Raw genomic sequence first — 16,575 nt, 5'->3', positions numbered from 1 at the left:
TCAGCTGCCGGGCGCGACGAGCCCCGTCTGGTAGGCGAGGACGACGAGTTGCGCGCGGTCGCGGACGCGGAGCTTGACCATGGCTCGGTGGACGTGGGTACGGGCCGTGGCCGGGCTCATCGACAGCCGGCGTCCGATCTCCTCGTTCGTCAGCCCGATGGCCACCAGGCTCATCACCTCGCGCTCGCGGTCGGTCAACACCGCCAGCCGGCCGCCGTCGACGGGCGTCGGTGCGACCTGGCTGACGAACGCGCCCACCAGCCGGCTCGTCACCCGCGGCGAGATCAACATGTCGCCGCCGGCCACCACCCGCACCGCCTGGCGCAGCTCGTCGGGCTCGATGTCCTTGAGCAGGAAGCCACTCGCGCCGGCCCGCAGCGCCTCGAAGACGTACTCGTCGAGCTCGAAGGTGGTCAGGACGATGACCCGCACGGCCGGGAACCGCTCGACGATCGCGGCCGTGGCCCGCACGCCGTCGAGCACCGGCATTCGCACGTCCATCAGCACGATGTCCGGCCGGGTCGCGGCAACCATCTCGACAGCCTGGGCGCCGTTGGACGCCTCACCGACCACCTCCAGGTCGTCGCTGTGGTCGAGCAGGCCCCGGAAGCCGGCCCGCACGAGTGTCTGGTCGTCCGCCAGCACCATCCGGATCGTCACGCTGTCTCCCCCACCTCGACCGGCAGCCGCGCGGCCACCCGGAACCCCCCACCCTCCGGCCGGGGCCCGGCCTCAAGGGATCCGCCGGTGGCCATGGCCCGTTCCCGCATGCCGGCCACCCCGTGCCCCCGCCGGTCAGCCCCGGGCCCGACCCCGTCGTCGACGATCTCCACTGTGACGGCGTCGCCCGCGTAGGCGATCGTGACGTCGACCGTCGTTGCTTCGGCGTGCTTGACGGTGTTCGTGATCGACTCCTGCACGATCCGGTAGACCGAGAGCGCCACCTCCGGCGGGACCGGGCGCGGGGTGCCCGCGATTCCCGACCGCACCTTCACGCCGGCCTGTTCGGCGACCGCGAAGACACGCGCCAGATCGGGTACCTCACCGGCGTCGCGGAGCATGCCGATGGCCGAGCGGACCTCGTGCATGGCGTCACGTGCCGCACCCCGGATGCTCCGCAGCGCCGCCCGCGCCTCGGCCGGCTTGCTGTCGAAGATGTCGTCGGCGAGGCTCGCCTGCACACTGATCGCGGCGATCGTGTGACCGAGTACGTCGTGGACCTCGCGGGCGATGCGGAGCCGCTCCTGGGCGACCTCGTGTTGACGCTCCTGGCGCATCACAGCGAGACGTTGCTGTGCCTCGGCCAGCCGGACCCGGCGGGTGCGGATCGTCTCGGCGAGCAGCACCACTGCCGCGAGCAGCGAGCCCTCTTCGAGGGTGGCCGAGAGAGCGGGGAAGAAACCCTCGCCGAGCAGCGTGTACCGCATGATCAGCTCAAGGACGACGAAGAACCCGGCGACGACGAGCGCCCAGGTGAACCGGCCTGCGGCCGCGACGGAGAAGAGGGCGGCGGCCAGCGGGAGGGCGGGCGGGATGCCCGGGTACTCGAGGACGTAGTAGATCATCAGCGCGGTGACCGAGCCGACCAGCACCAGCAGCGGCCAGCGGCGTCGGAAGACCAGCAGCAGCCCGATCACCGCGCCGATCGCGTAGGCACGCGCGTCCGGCGGCCGGGCGCCGGGCTCGTCGGCGACCCGGATCGCCACCGCCACCACGGCCGCGACGACGACCGCGATGAGGGCATCGGTCGCGATTCGCCTGACGGCCGGGTTCATGTCCGCAACGGTACGACGCGCGCACGGTCCGTCAGCGAAGGGCCCTTCCCTACCGTGAACTGTTCGCAAAGGCCCGTCGGCTCAGCCGCGGGGCCCGGAGCCGGTCGACTCCGGGCCCTCCCTCTGCCGAACTCAGGGGCTGGTGCAGGTGACGCTGCTGGGCGCGGTGGCACCGTTGCCCGTGGCGGTGAACCCGAAGGTGGTCGACGCGCTCGGGCCAACTGTGCCGTTGTAGGCGGCGTTCCTGACCGTGACGCTGCCGGTGGTGCCCGTGTTGATGCCACTCCACAGACTGCTGATGGCCTGACCACTGGCCAGAGTCAGGCCCACCGTCCAGCCGTTCAAGGGCGCGGTGGAGGTGTTGGCCACTGTCACCTCGACCTGGAAACCGCCGGGCCAGGTGTTGGTCGTCCGGTAGGTGGCAGCGCAGGTGCCGGGACCCCCGGTCGGCGGCGGGCTGGTCGGCGGACCAGTGGGCGGGTCGGTCGGCGGGTCGGTCGGCGGGTCGGTCGGCGGCGGCGTGGTCGACGCGAACTGGCTGAAGAACCTCCAGATCTCCCCCGAGGTCCAGGTCCGCGAGTCGTTGGGGCTGCCCGAACCGTCCACCGGGCTCGGGGTGTGGTCCCCGTCGAACGCCGCCCACTGCACCGGGTAGCCGGCCCGGCAACCCGCGTACGTCGTGGTGATGTGGGTGAGGCTGCCTCGGCTCGGCTCCCGTGGGCTCTGCGCGGTGCAGCCGTTGTTTCGGACGAACGTGTCGCGCAGTTGGCGACCCTGGGAGATGTTCAGCACGCTGTCGTAGATGCCGTGGATGCCGAAGTAGGCGACCGGCTGCGTGCCCCCGTTGCACCCGCTGAGGTTCGCGCCGGACAGGACGGTGACCGCGCGGATGATCGTGGGCCGGGCGCACGCCACCGCGTAACTCATCGCTCCGCCGTAGCTCCAGCCCAGGGCGAAGCGCTGGGTGGTGTCCACGCACAGATCGTTCTCGATCTGCCGGGAGATGTCGTCGAAGAGGGTCAGGTCCCGACCGTTGGTGTTGGCCCAGCCGGCGTTGAGGCCCTGCGGGGCAACGAAGATCGCGCTGTTGTTCGACAGCGGCTGGAGCCCGTAGTAACCGGCCGAGGTGACGTTGTTGGCCGAGCCGTTCAACCAGTGGAAGCCGAAGATCAGCCGGTAGGGGCGGTTCCGGTCGTAACCGTCCGGGATCCGCAGGTTGTACGTACGACTCTGTCCGCTGCTCTGAATCGTCCGCGTCCCGCTGGCGAGCGTGGGGGCCTTGCCGCAGCCGGCGGTCGCCGCGAGGGTGCCGTTGGTGGCGGCCACCGCCGTCGCACCGAAGCCGCCGCTCAACACGCCGCCGGTGGTGGCCGCGAGAACAAGCGCCGCGGCCGCGATGGATGGGAGGAAGAACCTACGTCTCAGCATTGCTGGGGCTCCTTGCCGTTCGACGACCAACAGGGGTCGCCTGGCATCGACGGGGGCCCGGACTGGTCACCGACCGGGAAGGCGGCGGGAGGGGGCGGGCCCCTCGGCGCGTCTTCGCCGCTGGCTCGGGTGACCGGGAGCGTGCCCTTCACTCCCGGGTGAAAGATAGCATGTTATCGATAACACACCGAGCCGATCGAGCCTCCCGGGCTCACGTCCCGAGCGGCCGGGCCGCCCACTCGACAGCCACTTCGTGCAGGTCACCGGCGCGAAAGTGCGGGGGCTCGTGCAGCAGGAAGTCACGGTGGCTGATGTTCCAGGCGTACGCCCCGGCCATGCTGAAGGCCAGCACGTCACCCACGCCGATCGGCCCCGCGGTGGCCGAGAAGGACAGCACGTCCTTCGGGGTGCAGAGTTGCCCGACCACGGTGACCGGCCCGCCGTCGGTGCGGGGGCCGCCGGCACCCGGCCGTGGGTGCACTGTGAACGGCTGCGCGTGCCCCTTCGCCGCCGGAGTCCGTAGGTGGTGCGTCCCACCGGCCACCACCACGAACCACTCGCCGTAGGAACGCTTCACGTCGACGACCTCGGTGAGGTACGCCCCGCAGTAGGCGGTGACCGACCGGCCCGGCTCGATGCGCAGCCGCACGCCCGGGTGCCTGTCGAGGACGTCCGCCAGGGCCTGGCCGTAGCCCGGCCAGTCGAACCGCGCGTCCGGGTCGGTGTAGTCGACGGTCATGCCGCCGCCGACGTCGACCTCGGCGGCGTCGACCTCGGCCGCCGCCCAGTCGACCACGGCGGCGGCGACCGTCGCGGCGAGCGGTGCGTCCAGTCCGCTGGCCAGGTGGGCGTGGATTCCGCGTACGTCGATGCCGGCGGGCGGGCGGCGGGCGCACGCCACCGCGTCGGCCGGGTCCATGCCGAACGGGCTGGGTCCACCGCCCATGACCAGGCTCGCGCCCGGCGCGTCGACAGGCAGGTTCACCCGCAGCAGCACCTGGGCCGACCGGCCCGCCGCGGTGGCCAGCGCGCCGAGTCGCGTCAGCTCGGTGGGGGACTCGACGTGGATGCGGCGCACCCCGGCGGCGAGAGCGGCGGCGAGGTCCGCGTCGGTCTTGCCCGGTCCGGCGTACGCGGCGGGCGCCCGTCCGGGCAGCACCTCCGCCAGCCTGCGCAGCTCGCCCCGGCTGGCCGCCTCGAACCCGTCCACGATCGGCGCGAGGGTGCGCAGCACACCGGCATCCGGATTGGCCTTGACCGCGTAGAGCAGCTCGACCGGCCGGGGCAGCGCCGCCCGGATGGCGCTGGCCTGCCCGGCCAGCGCGTCGAGGTCGTGGACGTAGACCGGTCGGGTCATAGTGGCCCACCCATCGGGTTCGGCACCGGCACGAACGGCGCGGCCCGGTCGGCGTCACGCCGCCACCGGACCAGCAGGTTCGCCTTGGCCAGCAGCGGTTCCCCGGTCAGCAGCGCGCGCAGCTCCGCCGGCTCACCGAGGTCGGCGGCCACCGCCTCGACGACGGCGCGCACCTCCTGCCACAGCTGCCGTTCGATTCCCGAGCGCGCGTCGGCGAGGGCCCCGCTGATCCCCCCGAGGTGGTTGACGAACAGGCAGTAGACGATCCGGCGGTGGGCGGCCCGGGGACCGTAGCGGACCTGCGCCGGGACGCCGTCCGACCAGGTGTCCCACCGGTCGGCGTCCAGCTTCACCCCCTCCAGGTCGCGCAGCAGCATGCGTACCGGATGGTGATCCCGGTCGAGCACGACGACGACGTTCTGCAGGTGCGCCTCGTGCACGACGCCGTGGCTGAGCCAGCTGCGCAGCACCGCCGGCACCAGCAGGCCGACGTACGCGCGCCACCAGGCCACCGGATCCGACGTCACCAGCGGCGTCGCGGCCAGAGCCGCCGCCAGCACCGGGGTGTCGCCGGGACGCAGGTGCGGACGCAGACCGCCGCGCAGGATCGTCCCGTACGCCTCGTCCGGGCCCGGGACGTCGACAGTGCGGTAGGCGGGCTCGGCGAGCAGCCCCACCCCGTCCGGCAGCGGCACCCGGGCCAGCAGCTCGGTCAGCGCCACCGCTCCGGTGAGCTCGTAGCGGGCGTTCTTGCGCAGACAGTTGGTGATCCGCACGTGCAGGCTGGTCTTCACGAACAGGTCGGCCTCGGGGGCGTAGAGGGTACGGACGCTCGCCGTGGGTCGTACCGGCACACCGGCCGCCCCCAGGTCACGCAGCCGTGGGTGGGTGGGCGGGATCAGCGACAGCTGCCAGGGGTGCACCGGTAGGACGCGGTACCCGCGCGGGGGACGTGGCGGGTCGAGCGCGGCCACCAGCGGATCGAACGGCCCGGCGTCGGCGGTCAGGTCGTCCGGTACGGCCAGCCAGTGCAGCCGGAACGCGGTGCGCAGCTCCGGCGCGTACGCCCGCCAACTGTCCGGGTCGCCGCTGCGCCATTTCGGGGTGGGGTGGTGCGGGTGGCCGAAGACCAACGACTGCTCGGAGTCGACGTACGCGTCGATGGCGGGCTCACCGGTGGGGGTTGGATCCTCGGCCGGTCGGTCGGCCAGCAGCCGGGCCACGGTGTCCCGGCTGGCCCTGACCTGCTCGGCGAACTCGTCGTTGACCAGGCCGGTACGGGTGGTGAGTTCCGCCGTGACCAGGGCGGCCAACCCGTCCGCGTCCAGGTCCTTCCACCGTCCACTGCCCGTGCTGCGTTGGACCGGGCCGCTGTAGCGGTGCGCGCCGAGCGGCGAGGTTCGCGCGACCTCACAGCGCACTGTGACGTCGAGGTGCCGCAGTAGCAGCCGTACCGCGCCGTCGACAACGGTCGGGGTGCCGTCCGGCGGGGCCAGCTCGCGCAGCAGGCAGCCGAAGAGGGCGTGGGCGGCGGCCAGGTCGGCGCGCTGACCGGTGTCGGTGGCCGGCCGGGAGCGCAGCTGGGCGCTCGTCATCGTGTCTCCCGGAGGTAGTTCGGGCCGGTACGCAGGTAGTACTTGTTGATGTCGGTGCAGCCGAGCCGCTGTTTGGGCAGCAGGGTGCCGGCGGTGAGCATCGCCTTGATGGGCAACTGGGCGGCGTGCAGGACCTGCTCGGTGAAGGTCCGCACCGCCGGTCCGTCGCCCCACCGGTCGCGGGCGGCGGCGAGCCGGGGCACCAGCGCCTCGGCGGGTGTCGGCACGGGCAGTCCTCGGGCGGCCAGGGCGACCAGTGGCGCGGCGGCGGCCAGGTGCAGGGTGATGGTGATGAACACGTCGGCCAACTCGTGCGGGTCGCGCGCCCACATCCGGTCGTCGTGCAGGGCGAGCCCGTTCACGCCGTCGTGTCGCCTGTCGAGCCGGGCGCCGTCGTTGTCCTTGTAGAGCAGGCCGACAGTGCCGTCCGGGTGGACCAGCAGGTGGATGTTCTGCGGGTGCGCCTCCAGCGCGATGCCGTGGCGCAGCCAGAGGAAGACGTGCCAGTCGAGCAGCAGGTCCAGGTAGGACTCCAGCAGCGCGACGGGCCGCTGCGGGCTGATCCGTTCGAGGACCGTGCCCGCCGCCGGGTCGGCGGCGGCGAGGGCCGCGACCGGCACCACCTGGACGCCGCCCAGGTCGCGCGGAAATCGGCGCAGCAGGAAACCGCGGCGCTCGTCGCCGTCGACGTGCGCCCAGGTGCTCTCGTCGGCGTGCCGGATCCGGCCGGCGAAGCGGGGTTCGGCGGTGGCGATCCGGTCGAGCAGCCCGGCGACGGCCGCGCCGTCGGCGAGCGAGCCCGGTTGCAGCGTGCGTCGGTTACGCGCGCCGAGACTCGCGGTCGGCAGCGGCAGTTTGAGATGCAGGTACGGGTCGTGGTCGAGCGCCACCGTCCGCATGGAGAGGGTGGGTCGCACCGGGGTCACCGGCAGGTCGACCACCGCGAGCGCGTCGCGGGCCACAGTGATCGGATGCGCTGGCAGCAGCAGCTGATCCGGTCGCGGCGCGCTCGGCCACCACGCTGGCAGCTCGCCAGCGAGTCGGACGTCGTCGGCCGGGGCGGCGTACCAGCGCAGCGCGAACCGTGGGGCGTGCTCCGGGGCGTACCGGAGCAGTTCGTCGTCGCGAAGACCGTGCCGGCACCGGTCGGTGGGGTAGACGGGGTGGCCGTGGTGGGCGGCGAGCACGTCGTCCAGGAGCGCCGCCGGCAGGCCGGTCGGGGTGTGCGCGCGTTCGGCGGCCACCTCGGTGAGCACCCGTGCCCGGTTGCGGGCGGCGAGGCGTCGGGCCCGCAGGTCGGCGCGGCACTCGACGCCGAAGTCCCGCCAGCCGGCCTCGGCCTCGGCGTTGTCGTACGGGGCGAGCAGCGTCAACAGTCCGTCCAGCGTCTCCGCGCGCTGCGTCTCGCCGGCGCGGGTCACCAGCAGCACCATCGGCGCGGCGCTGCGCAGGGCCTGCTGGAACCCGTCCGCCCGGACCGGAATGCGCAGCAGTCCGTCGGGGTGCGGCACCTGCCACCAGCCGGGGCCGTCCGCTCGGCCGGCGCTGCGCAGACCGAGGTGATCCTCGCGCAGCAGGGCGTCGAGCACCCGGGCGAGGACCTCCCGCTCACAGTCGTCGCTCACCCGACGATGGTCCACTGGAGGCTGTCGCGGAGGCCGGTCAGCGACTGCCGGACGGTGGCCTCGTCGGGGCCGATCCCGTGCAGCACGGCGAGGTAGTCGCGGTTCGTGCCGGTGTGCTCGGCGGTGCGGCCCACCTCGCGCAGCGGACGGCAGCCCAGCCGGACGTCGCCGTCGACGGTGTCGAGGGGCCCCGGTGCGGCGACGAGACGGCCGGAGCGGTCCGCGCAGACGTACTCGACCCGGGCGTAGCGGTCGACGGTGTGGGGCAGGCCGAGGGCGGCCAGCGGTTCGCCGAGGTGCAGCCGGATGACGTACTCGAACAACGGCACACCGAGCAGGTCGGCGAGGATCAGGTCCATCCGGTCGCCGATGAGACGGTAGTTCACCTCGATGAGCCGGACCCGGCCGTCGGAGACGACGTACTCGGCGTGGCAGGCGCCGAAGCCGACCCCGAGGGCGTCGAGCCGCTCCCGCAACCGGGTGCGTGCCAACTCCGCCGGGGGCGACCAGGCGAGGCTCTCCTCGGTGAAGGTCGGCGGCGGGCCGAGGCCGGTGCGCCATCCGCCGAGGGAGGCCAGCTCGGTGCCGTCACCGAGGGTCTCGAAGGTCCGCAGCTCACCGGCGAGGTACTCCTCGACCACCAGTGCCACGTCCGGCCGCCGGCCACGGATCTCGGCGACCCGGGCGACCAGCTCGGCGTTGTCGGTCACCAGGTAGGCGTCCTCACTGGCCACTCCCTCGCGGGGTTTGACCACCGCCGGGTACATCACTGTCGGCACGTCCGGCGTGGCGCCGGGGTCGACGGTGACGGTGCGTACCAGATCGAGGCCCGCAGCGGCGATCGCCCGGCGGGCCGCGGCCTTGTCCTTGCAGAGACGGGCGGCGTCCGGGTCCTTGCCGGGCAGGCCGAGCTTTCGGGCGGCGATCGCGGTGGCCTCCTGGAGATGGTCGCTGTTGGACAGTAGCGCCAGGGGCCGGGCGGGGGCCGCCGCCGCTACCACAGCGGCCGGGTCGCGGACGGCGCAGCGCGCCACCCGCACGTCGGCCGGCCATTCGGCGGGCCGGTCGGTCAGCACGGTCGCCGACAGCCCGAGCGACGCCGCCGCCGGGAGTAACCCGTCCAGGAGCGCGTCGGTGGGGTTGAGCGCGGTCAGGTACAGCTGCATACCGCCTCCGTCGACTACCACGATGTCGCTATTAGGGTAGCCTATCCTTATTAAACGGATTTGATGCGGTCTGCCCTGTGTAGCAACCCGGCGGCCACCAGGCCACCGATCAACACCGCAGCCGCGCCCACCAACTGCCCCGTCTCCAGTGCCGAGGCGAAGGCGGCGGTCACCGCCTCCCGCTCAGCTCCTCCACGGGCTGCGGCGAGGGCCGCGGGAAACGACCCGGCGCCGGCCAGGGCCGCCGGCAGCAGCGCCGCGAACCGGGCGTTCAGCACGGCACCCAGCACCGCGATGCCGAGACTGCTGCCGACCTCGGTCATGGTGCCGTCGACACCCGCGCCCGCGCCGGCCTTCGCCGTCGGGATCGCGCTCATCACCGCCTCGACGATGGCCGGATTGGCCAATGCGCAGCCGACACCCATGACGAGCAACCCGACCAGCAGCACCCCGTACCCGTCGGACGGAAAGACTGTGACCAGCGCGAGACCGGCCGCGAGCAGCGTCATGCCAACGGCGATGGCGACCGCGAGGCCGAGCCGACGGATCACACTCGCGACGACGCCGCTGACGTTGAGCAGCACGATGGAGAGCGCGAAGGGCGCCATCCGCAGACCGGCCTCCCAGGCGGGGTAACCCCTGACGAACTGGAGGTGCTGGGTGAGCAGGAACAGCGCGCCGGTTGCGCCGAACGTGATCAGCACGACGCCGGAGATCGCACCGACGAAGCGCCGGTCCCGGAAGAAGCGCATGTCCAGCATCGGGTGCGTGATCCGTCGCTCCCACCGCACGAAGATCCCGAGCAGGAGTACGCCGACGACCGCCGCGCCGACCACCTCGGTCGAGGCCCAGCCGCGCTCCGGCCCGGAGATGATCGCCCAGACGACAGCGGTCAGACCAGCGGTGGAGAGCACGGCGCCCAGCACGTCGAGTCGGCCGCCGGCCGGCCCGCGAGACTCCGGGACCAGCGCGCGAGCGACGAGCAGGCAGACCAGCACGATCGGCACGTTCATCAGGAAGATCGCGCCCCACGGCAGATGCGCGAGGATCGTGCCGCCGATCGGTGGCCCGACGGCGAAGCCCAACGCGCTGGTGGCCGCCCAGATGCCGATCGCCCGGGACCGCTCGGCGGCGTCGAAGACCTGCATCGCCACCGCGAGCGTCGCGGTGACCAGCAACGCCCCACCGACGCCCATCCCGGCCCGCGCGGCGATCAACTGCCCGCTGGTGCTGGCCAGACCGGCGGCCAGCGAGCCGACCCCGAACAGGACCAGCCCGGCGAGCAGCATCCGACGGCGGCCGTACCGATCGGCGGCGCTACCGGCGGTGAGCAGCAACCCGGACAGCACCAACGCGTACGCGTTGATCATCCATTGCACCTCGGCGGTGCTGGCGCCCAACTCGGTGGTGAGCACCGGCACCGCCACGGTCAGCACGGTGTTGTCCAACACCACTACCAGTTGCGCGACGCACAGCACGGCCAGGATGAGCCATCGCTGTGGAAGTCGTGCCGATGTCGCGGTGTCGGTGGCCGGCTGGACCGCGGTCACGCCACCGCCTTGACGCCGTCCACCGCCGGCTGGGCGGAGGTCTGCTCGACCGCCGGGCCGACGGCGGGGCCGGGCCGGTGCGGGAACCGCCGCTGGTGGACGAGGCCGAGGGCGACGCCGGCGGCCACCAGCACGATGGCCGCGACCGCGACCGCCGGGTAGCCGACCCGGTCGGCCGCCGCGAGACCGATGGACGCCGCCACGAACGAGCAGACCAGGCCGAACGACGACAGCACAGTGAAGTCGGTACCGCCGGTGTCGGGCCGGGAGTAGTCCATGTTGACCGTGTAGAGCACGACGTTGGCGACGGTGTAGGCCACCATGAAGCAGCAGAGCGCGGCGACCGTCCCGCCCAGCGGCGCGCGGCCGTTCATCAGCGGCAGCAGCAACAACGTCGACACCGTGAGCGCGACGCCGCCGACCACGAGCACGCCACCGCGCCCGAACCGCCCGATCCCGAGCCCCGCCACCAGGCCCGCCACGATGGCCGGGACGCTGGTCACCACACCGGTGACGACGCCGATCCGACCCAACGACCACCCGGCGTCGACCAGCGCCGGGGTGACCAGGGCGTACGCCATGCCCGCACCGACGTAGACCAGCGGCACCACGCCGAAGGTCCACCACCGGCAGCCCGGCTGGCCGAACACCGACAGCAGCGCCCGGTAGGCGGCGCCGATCCGTTCCACCCGGTCGGTACGGGGAGGCTCCTGGAACCGCCACACCACCAGCAGGCCGACCGCCGTCATCGCGACCAGCAGGCCGATCGCCGGCGCCCAGCCGAACTGGTCGTAGACCAGGACGCAGGCGCCGCCGCCGAGCAGGTTGCCGAGGTAGCTCGCCGCTACCTGGATGCCGTTGCCGGTTCCCCGGGCCGAATCGGCCAGCATCCGGACCGCCACGGCGTCCACGGCGATGTCCTGGGTGGCCGAGAAGAACACGTACGCGGCGCAGATCGCGACGATCGGGCCGAGCGCGTCGGCCGGACTGGCGAAGGGCAGCAACGCCAGCAGGGCGAGCACCAGAGCGGTCTGGAGTACGAGCAACCAGGAGCGGTAGTGGCCGCGGTGCCGTGAGCCGTACCGGTCGAGGATCGGTGCCCAGAGGAACTTGATGGGCCAGATCAGACCGACGATCTGCAACAGCGCCAACGTGTCCAGCGAGGTGCCACCGTCGCGCAGGATGGCGGTGAGCCCGACGGTGATGAAGCCGACGCCGAGGTACTGGGTGACGTACAGCGCGGTCAGGGTGCCGAGCCGGCCCTTCATGCCGCTTTCCAGTAGCCGAGGGAGGTCAACCGGTCCTTGTCGACGCCCAACGTCTTGCGGAGGTGCCGGGTGATGCCCCGGGTGGTTGCCGCCTCGCAGGCCACCCAGTAGTGGCCCGCGCCGCTGGTCGGCACTGCCGCGCAGACCGTGTCGACGAGGTGCTGACCCTCGTCGCGCCGCGGCACCCAGGTGATGTCGTGGTGCTCACGGGCCCGCAGCGCGAGTGCCTTCTCGCCCTCGTGGGCGTACTCCAGCCACACCGTCGCCGGGATGTCGGCACCGGCGTCGAGCAGGCTGTTCACCGCGGGCAGCGAGGCCGCGTCCCCGACCAGGTAGAGGTGCTCGGGCGCGGGGTCGGGCAGCTCGAAGGCGCTGCCCTGCACTGTCGCGCTGATGGTGTCGCCGACGGTGGCCGTGGTGGCCCAGCGGGCGGCGCAGCCGTCGTGGATGGCGAATTCGAGGGTGAATCGGCCGGTGGCCGGGTCGGGGTCGACCAGCGTGTACGCGCGTTGGTGGGCTCGGCCGTCGTTGTCGAACCACAGCCTGATCCACATGGTGGGGTGCACCCCGCACGCCTCCAGCAGGCCGCCCCCGTCCAGGAGGAGTCGCTGGTAGTGCCCGTCGACTGACTCGGTGCCCAGGACGGTCAACTGAAAGTCCCGCCCTCCCATGGCCTTGAGGACCAGGGCCTCCCAGTTCCGTTTCACGCACCCCTCCAGGTAAGGTCATCCTTGGTTAGGGGAGGTTAACCTAAGTTGCGCCCCGGATGGAACAGAGGACAGCGCCCGATGACGTACCAGGAGAAGATCGTCGGTCTCGGCGAGCTGTCGTTGGTGACAGTCGACCCGGACCGGGACGCCGCTCTCCTGCACGGTTGGGTGACCATGCCCCGCAACTCCTTCTGGGGCATGGGTTCGCACACCCTCGACGAGGTACGCGAGATCTACGCCTTTGTGGACAGTCTGCCAACGCACCACGCGTACCTGATCACGGTCGACGGGGAGCCGGTAGGCCTCTTCCAGAGCTATCAGCCCGAGGCGGACCCGGTCGGCGAGCGCTACCCCGTCCAGCCCGGTGACGTGGGGATGCACCTGCTGCTCAGCCCCGACCGACGCCTCGCCCGCAGCCTCACCAACGCGGCCGGCCCGGCCATCGCCCGCTTCCTGTTCCGCGACCCGGCCGCGCAGCGCATCGTGGTGGAACCGGACGTCCGCAACCACCTCGCCCTGCGCCGACTGGAGATCGAGGGCTTCACCTTCGACTCCGAGATCGACATGCCGGACAAGCGGGCCCAACTCGCGTTCCTGACCCGCGCCCGGTTCGCGGAGAGGCACCCGACGCCGGCCTGACCACCGGCCGTCAGCCGTTGGCGTTCCAGAAGCCGACGAGGGTCGCGGTCCACCAGGCGAGCTGCGAGATCGTGGCGGCGGCGACACCGGGCAGCAGGGCGGACCACTGTGGGCGGCCCTGCACCGCCACGAGTCGATCCCGGACCCGGCCGAGGAACAGCCCGTTGATGCCGACCACCAGCACCGCGAGCAACTTGACCCAGACCAGCCCGGACGACGTGTCCGGTCCGAGGGCGGCCCCACTGGCGAGCAGACCCACCAGACCCAGCCAGATGAGCAGGTGCGCGCCACGGGCGGCGGTCAGCACGGTGCCGAGCGGTTCCCGGCGCAGCAGCCAGCGAAGGCTGAACCAGTCCACCGTCAGCACCGCGCCGAAGCCCACCACCAGGCAGGTCAGGTGGCAGAAGAGGGCGACCATCCGCGCACCCGGAGAGAGGGTGACGTGCGGCGCGACCAGGATCGCGATCAGCCACCCGAGGCTGACCGTCAGGACCGAGGCGACGATGGTGGCCCGGCCGGCGGCGCGCCGGTGGCCACCGCGCCAGCCGGCAACCGGCATCGGGGCGACCGCCTCGGGCAGGGACGCGCTGCGGGTCCGGTGCGTCGCGCGCCGCACCGGACGGACGGCGTCCGACGCGACGGCACGGTGGGCGGGACGGGACGCCCGGGACTGTGGGTGGACGTCGACGTGCAGGTCAGACGTCCGCATCGGCCGGACCTCCGGGCCGCATGCTCAGCCGCCCGGTGCGGCGGTGGGCGCGCCGGGTCGGTTGTCCAGCGTGTTCAGCTCGGCGGCCCGCGCCTGTTGGATCCGGCCGGCGAGCGCCTTCAGCTCCGGGCTTCCCCCGGCGGTCTGCTCGCCCCGGCACAGCACCACTGTCTGCGCGAGGTGCGCCCGGATCAGGCCGGCCGCCCGGGACGACACCTCCGTGTCGGATGCGGCACGTAGCTCGGCGAGGCTGGCCGGGGTGACCATGCCGGGCATCTGATGCCCCTCGTGGATGTTCAGCTCCGGCACGTTGCCCGCGGCCAGGAGCCCCCGCAGGTCGCGCAACTCCGCCTGATGAGCCTTCCGGACCTCGCCGAGGAGGGCCCGCAACGACGGATCCGCCGGGCGGGTGTCGAGCTGGTCGATCAGCGCGAGCGCGCCCTCGTTCATCGGGATCAGCAGTTGGATGAAGGCGTCGTCGGTGCCGTTGAGCACCACCGGGGCGGTCGGTGCCGCAGCGGCCGACGACGCTGCCACCGTCGACGTTGCTGGTGCCGGGTTGGTGCGGCCCCAGCCCTGGCTGAGCCCGACGGCCACCGCCGTGGCGACCAGTGTCGCGACGACGCCGATCAGCCGCCCGGCCCGTACGCGAAAGCCTCGGCGCTCCGCCATCCGTTCGCCGGTGCTCAACGGGCGGCTTGGAACGCGCGGCCGACCACTGTCGCCTCGGCCCCGTCGCTGAACAGTCCGGACCGATCCTTGTCCGTGGCGGGTAGCCCGAACCAGGCGTAGCGCTGTAGGTAGGGCAGTTGACCGAGCATGGCGGTGGCCGCGGTGAGGAAGGCCGCCTGCTGCTGCTGACTGGGGAACTGCGAACCGCCCCCGGCGAAGCGGATCAGCGCGAACTCGGTCAGCCAGATCGGCTTCCGGTACCGCTGGTAGACGGCCTGGAGATACTGCCGGAGTTGGGCCACCGCGGTGGCGGTCGTGAAGTCGGCGCCGAACCAGTGCAGCGTGATGAAGTCCACCCGGTGGCCGCGGGCCTGGGCGCCGGTCATGAACCTGTCCAGCCAACCCTGCGGGTCCGGCCCACCCCAGGCGACCGCCGGGCTGCCCAGTTTGCTGCCCGTCGCCATCAGCTGCGGCCACAGGTCCAACGCCTGCTCGACGGTCATGTTCGCCTGCTCGGGCATGTCCGGCTCGTTGAAGGTGAGCAGGTACGGCCCGGCGGCCCTGGCCCGCGCCAGCTCTGCGGCGGTGACGTTCTCCGCGCTGCGGATCATCGGCACGAACGTCGCACCGCGCGGCGTGCTGATCCCCGGGTGCTGGGTGCCCCAGGTGTAGTACCAGCCGGCCTTGGAGTTCGCCAACGCCTGACTCGCCCCGGCGAAGTTCCACACCCCGACACCCTTGCGGTCGGAGCTGACCGCCGGCGCTACCGGAGCTTTCGACGAGGGGCGTGCGCTCGGCGAGGGCGCGACGCTCGGGGTGGCGACGGCGGTGGGCACGGCGGACGGCGGCGCCGCCCACGAGGGCGCGGAGGGGTCGTCCGGCTGGATCACCACCGCCATGGTGATGGCCAGGACGGCGGCGGCCACACCGGCGGCGAGGGACGGCACGAGGCCACGGGGTCGGTTCACCGCGAGGTCGACGACGCTCGGGCCGCCGCCCGCGTCGGTGGGCACCGCGCCGGGTGCCGTCGGTTCGGCGGCGGGTGCGGCAGTCGGGCCGGGCGGCGGGACTGCCTGAGCGGCGGCTGCCGGGGCGGCAGCGCTTGGCAGGTGGGCGCCGAGACCCGCCGGCAGCGGCAGCAACGGCATGCCGGCGAGCAGTCGATCGATCGGCAGGAGGGTGGTTCCCAGCCGTCCGCAGAACGCGCAGTCACGGACGTGTCGAGCCAGTCGCTTGCGCCACAGCGAGCTGGGCGTGCCGTCCCACTCGGCGGTCACGCCGCCCAGGTCCGGGCAGCCGGGGCGGGCGCGAAGCGCTCGTACGACGCCTCGGGCGCTCTGGATCTGCTCCTTCATCCGGTGGATCCGCACCGCGACGTGCCCGGGCGACAACCCGAGCGCGTCGGCGACCTCGTTCCGGTCGATCTCGCCGGTCTCCTCCAGCCACCACAGCGAGAGCAGTTCCTGGTCGTCCGGGTCGAGCCAGCGGGTCGCCTCGGCGACCTCGCGTCGTTGGTCGGTGAGGCCGAGCCGGAGGATGGTCATCCCCGCGAAGTCGGAGGCGGGGTCGGGCACGTTGTGGATCGCGTCCAGCCCGGCATCCCGGTTGAGCGCGACACGTCGGCGCGTCTCCCAGTCCCGCACCTGGCGGATGGTGATCGCCACCAGCCAGGACCGGTATGCCGCCGGGTCGTTGAGCGCGGGCAGATACCGGATCACCCGTACCAACGTCTCCTGGACGACGTCGTCGACGTCGGCGTGCCCGCGCAGCGCACGGCCGACGATGTTGTAGACCAGCGGGAGCGAGGCCGCGACGACGTCGTCGAGCGCGCGCTGGTCGCCCTGCCGGGCCGCGACGACCAACCCGACATCGGGCAGTGCTCGACCGGCTGACGACATGGGTCTCACTCCCTTGGTGCTCATCCGCGCGGCGCCCACGCTGGTTGTGCTGACCGCCCTCAAGATCGGAGACTCGCGGCAGCGGGTGGGATTACAGAATTCCCGGGCGGTCGGTTCGCCACAAGCGAGGCGGGTCCGTCGGCGGCGCATATGTGTCGGCGGCGGCGGGTATGGTGCGGGGTG

Annotated in this window: 14 protein-coding genes; 1 reads left to right on the top strand and 13 read right to left on the bottom strand. The window is 72.5% G+C overall.

Going from position 1 to position 16,575, the window contains the following annotated elements; genetic code table 11:
- The 10 genes from ABZU43_RS04095 to ABZU43_RS04050 all read right to left on the bottom strand — a co-directional run bounded on the left by ABZU43_RS04095 (window position 1) and on the right by ABZU43_RS04050 (window position 12,471).
- Window positions 1-660 (bottom strand): response regulator transcription factor, encoded by a 660-nt coding sequence (locus ABZU43_RS04095; protein WP_355005065.1) that lies wholly within the window; start codon window positions 658-660, stop codon window positions 1-3.
- Complete coding sequence (locus ABZU43_RS04090) at window positions 657-1,775, bottom strand: sensor histidine kinase (protein WP_355005064.1); 1,119 nt, start codon at window positions 1,773-1,775, stop codon at window positions 657-659. The genes ABZU43_RS04095 and ABZU43_RS04090 overlap by 4 nt, the downstream gene beginning before the upstream one ends.
- A 132-nt stretch (window positions 1,776-1,907) precedes the next feature.
- Window positions 1,908-3,203 carry a cellulose binding domain-containing protein gene (locus ABZU43_RS04085; RefSeq protein WP_355005063.1) on the bottom strand — a complete coding sequence of 432 codons (1,296 nt, stop codon included), beginning with the start codon at window positions 3,201-3,203 and terminating at the stop codon, window positions 1,908-1,910.
- A 211-nt stretch (window positions 3,204-3,414) separates the two neighbouring features.
- Window positions 3,415-4,560, bottom strand: coding sequence for an alanine racemase (locus ABZU43_RS04080; RefSeq protein WP_355005062.1), 1,146 nt, complete (start codon window positions 4,558-4,560; stop codon window positions 3,415-3,417).
- Entirely contained in the window at window positions 4,557-6,155 is a 1,599-nt protein-coding gene (locus ABZU43_RS04075) for an IucA/IucC family protein (RefSeq protein ID WP_355005061.1), read from the bottom strand. The genes ABZU43_RS04080 and ABZU43_RS04075 overlap by 4 nt, the downstream gene beginning before the upstream one ends.
- A complete protein-coding gene (locus ABZU43_RS04070; protein WP_355005060.1) occupies window positions 6,152-7,780 on the bottom strand; it encodes an IucA/IucC family protein in 1,629 nt (542 codons plus the stop codon). Before ABZU43_RS04070 ends, ABZU43_RS04075 begins: the two co-directional genes overlap by 4 nt.
- Entirely contained in the window at window positions 7,777-8,946 is a 1,170-nt protein-coding gene (locus tag ABZU43_RS04065; protein WP_355005059.1) for a siderophore biosynthesis protein, read from the bottom strand. The genes ABZU43_RS04070 and ABZU43_RS04065 overlap by 4 nt, the downstream gene beginning before the upstream one ends.
- A 50-nt stretch (window positions 8,947-8,996) precedes the next feature.
- The gene (locus ABZU43_RS04060; protein WP_355005058.1) at window positions 8,997-10,496 is read right to left on the bottom strand and encodes an MFS transporter; all 1,500 of its coding nucleotides are present in this window, start codon (window positions 10,494-10,496) and stop codon (window positions 8,997-8,999) included.
- On the bottom strand, window positions 10,493-11,764 hold the full coding sequence (locus tag ABZU43_RS04055; RefSeq protein WP_355005057.1) for an MFS transporter: 1,272 nt from the start codon (window positions 11,762-11,764) through the stop codon (window positions 10,493-10,495). Before ABZU43_RS04055 ends, ABZU43_RS04060 begins: the two co-directional genes overlap by 4 nt.
- Window positions 11,761-12,471 (bottom strand): siderophore-interacting protein, encoded by a 711-nt coding sequence (locus ABZU43_RS04050; protein WP_355005056.1) that lies wholly within the window; start codon window positions 12,469-12,471, stop codon window positions 11,761-11,763. The genes ABZU43_RS04055 and ABZU43_RS04050 overlap by 4 nt, the downstream gene beginning before the upstream one ends.
- A gap of 81 nt (window positions 12,472-12,552) precedes the next feature.
- Between ABZU43_RS04050 and ABZU43_RS04045 the strand changes: the two genes are divergently transcribed.
- The gene (locus ABZU43_RS04045) at window positions 12,553-13,113 is read left to right on the top strand and encodes a GNAT family N-acetyltransferase (protein ID WP_355005055.1); all 561 of its coding nucleotides are present in this window, start codon (window positions 12,553-12,555) and stop codon (window positions 13,111-13,113) included.
- Window positions 13,114-13,123: 10 nt separating this feature from the next.
- Here the strand turns inward: ABZU43_RS04045 and ABZU43_RS04040 are convergent, their stop codons facing one another.
- Genes ABZU43_RS04040 through ABZU43_RS04030 form a run of 3 tightly spaced genes read right to left on the bottom strand, consistent with a single transcriptional unit; the run spans window position 13,124 to window position 16,392 of the window.
- The gene (locus tag ABZU43_RS04040; protein WP_355005054.1) at window positions 13,124-13,822 is read right to left on the bottom strand and encodes a hypothetical protein; all 699 of its coding nucleotides are present in this window, start codon (window positions 13,820-13,822) and stop codon (window positions 13,124-13,126) included.
- Window positions 13,823-13,846: 24 nt separating this feature from the next.
- Complete coding sequence (locus tag ABZU43_RS04035; protein ID WP_355005053.1) at window positions 13,847-14,494, bottom strand: DUF305 domain-containing protein; 648 nt, start codon at window positions 14,492-14,494, stop codon at window positions 13,847-13,849.
- Between the two features lie 14 nt (window positions 14,495-14,508).
- Entirely contained in the window at window positions 14,509-16,392 is a 1,884-nt protein-coding gene (locus ABZU43_RS04030) for a sigma-70 family RNA polymerase sigma factor (protein WP_355005052.1), read from the bottom strand.
- Between the last annotated feature and the right edge of the window lie 183 nt (window positions 16,393-16,575).

Source organism: Micromonospora sp. NPDC005205, assembly GCF_040608275.1.
In the GTDB taxonomy this organism is placed as follows: domain Bacteria; phylum Actinomycetota; class Actinomycetes; order Mycobacteriales; family Micromonosporaceae; genus Micromonospora.
The sequence above is the reverse complement of the archived record's forward strand: the minus strand, read 5'-3'. Positions and strand labels throughout refer to the sequence as shown.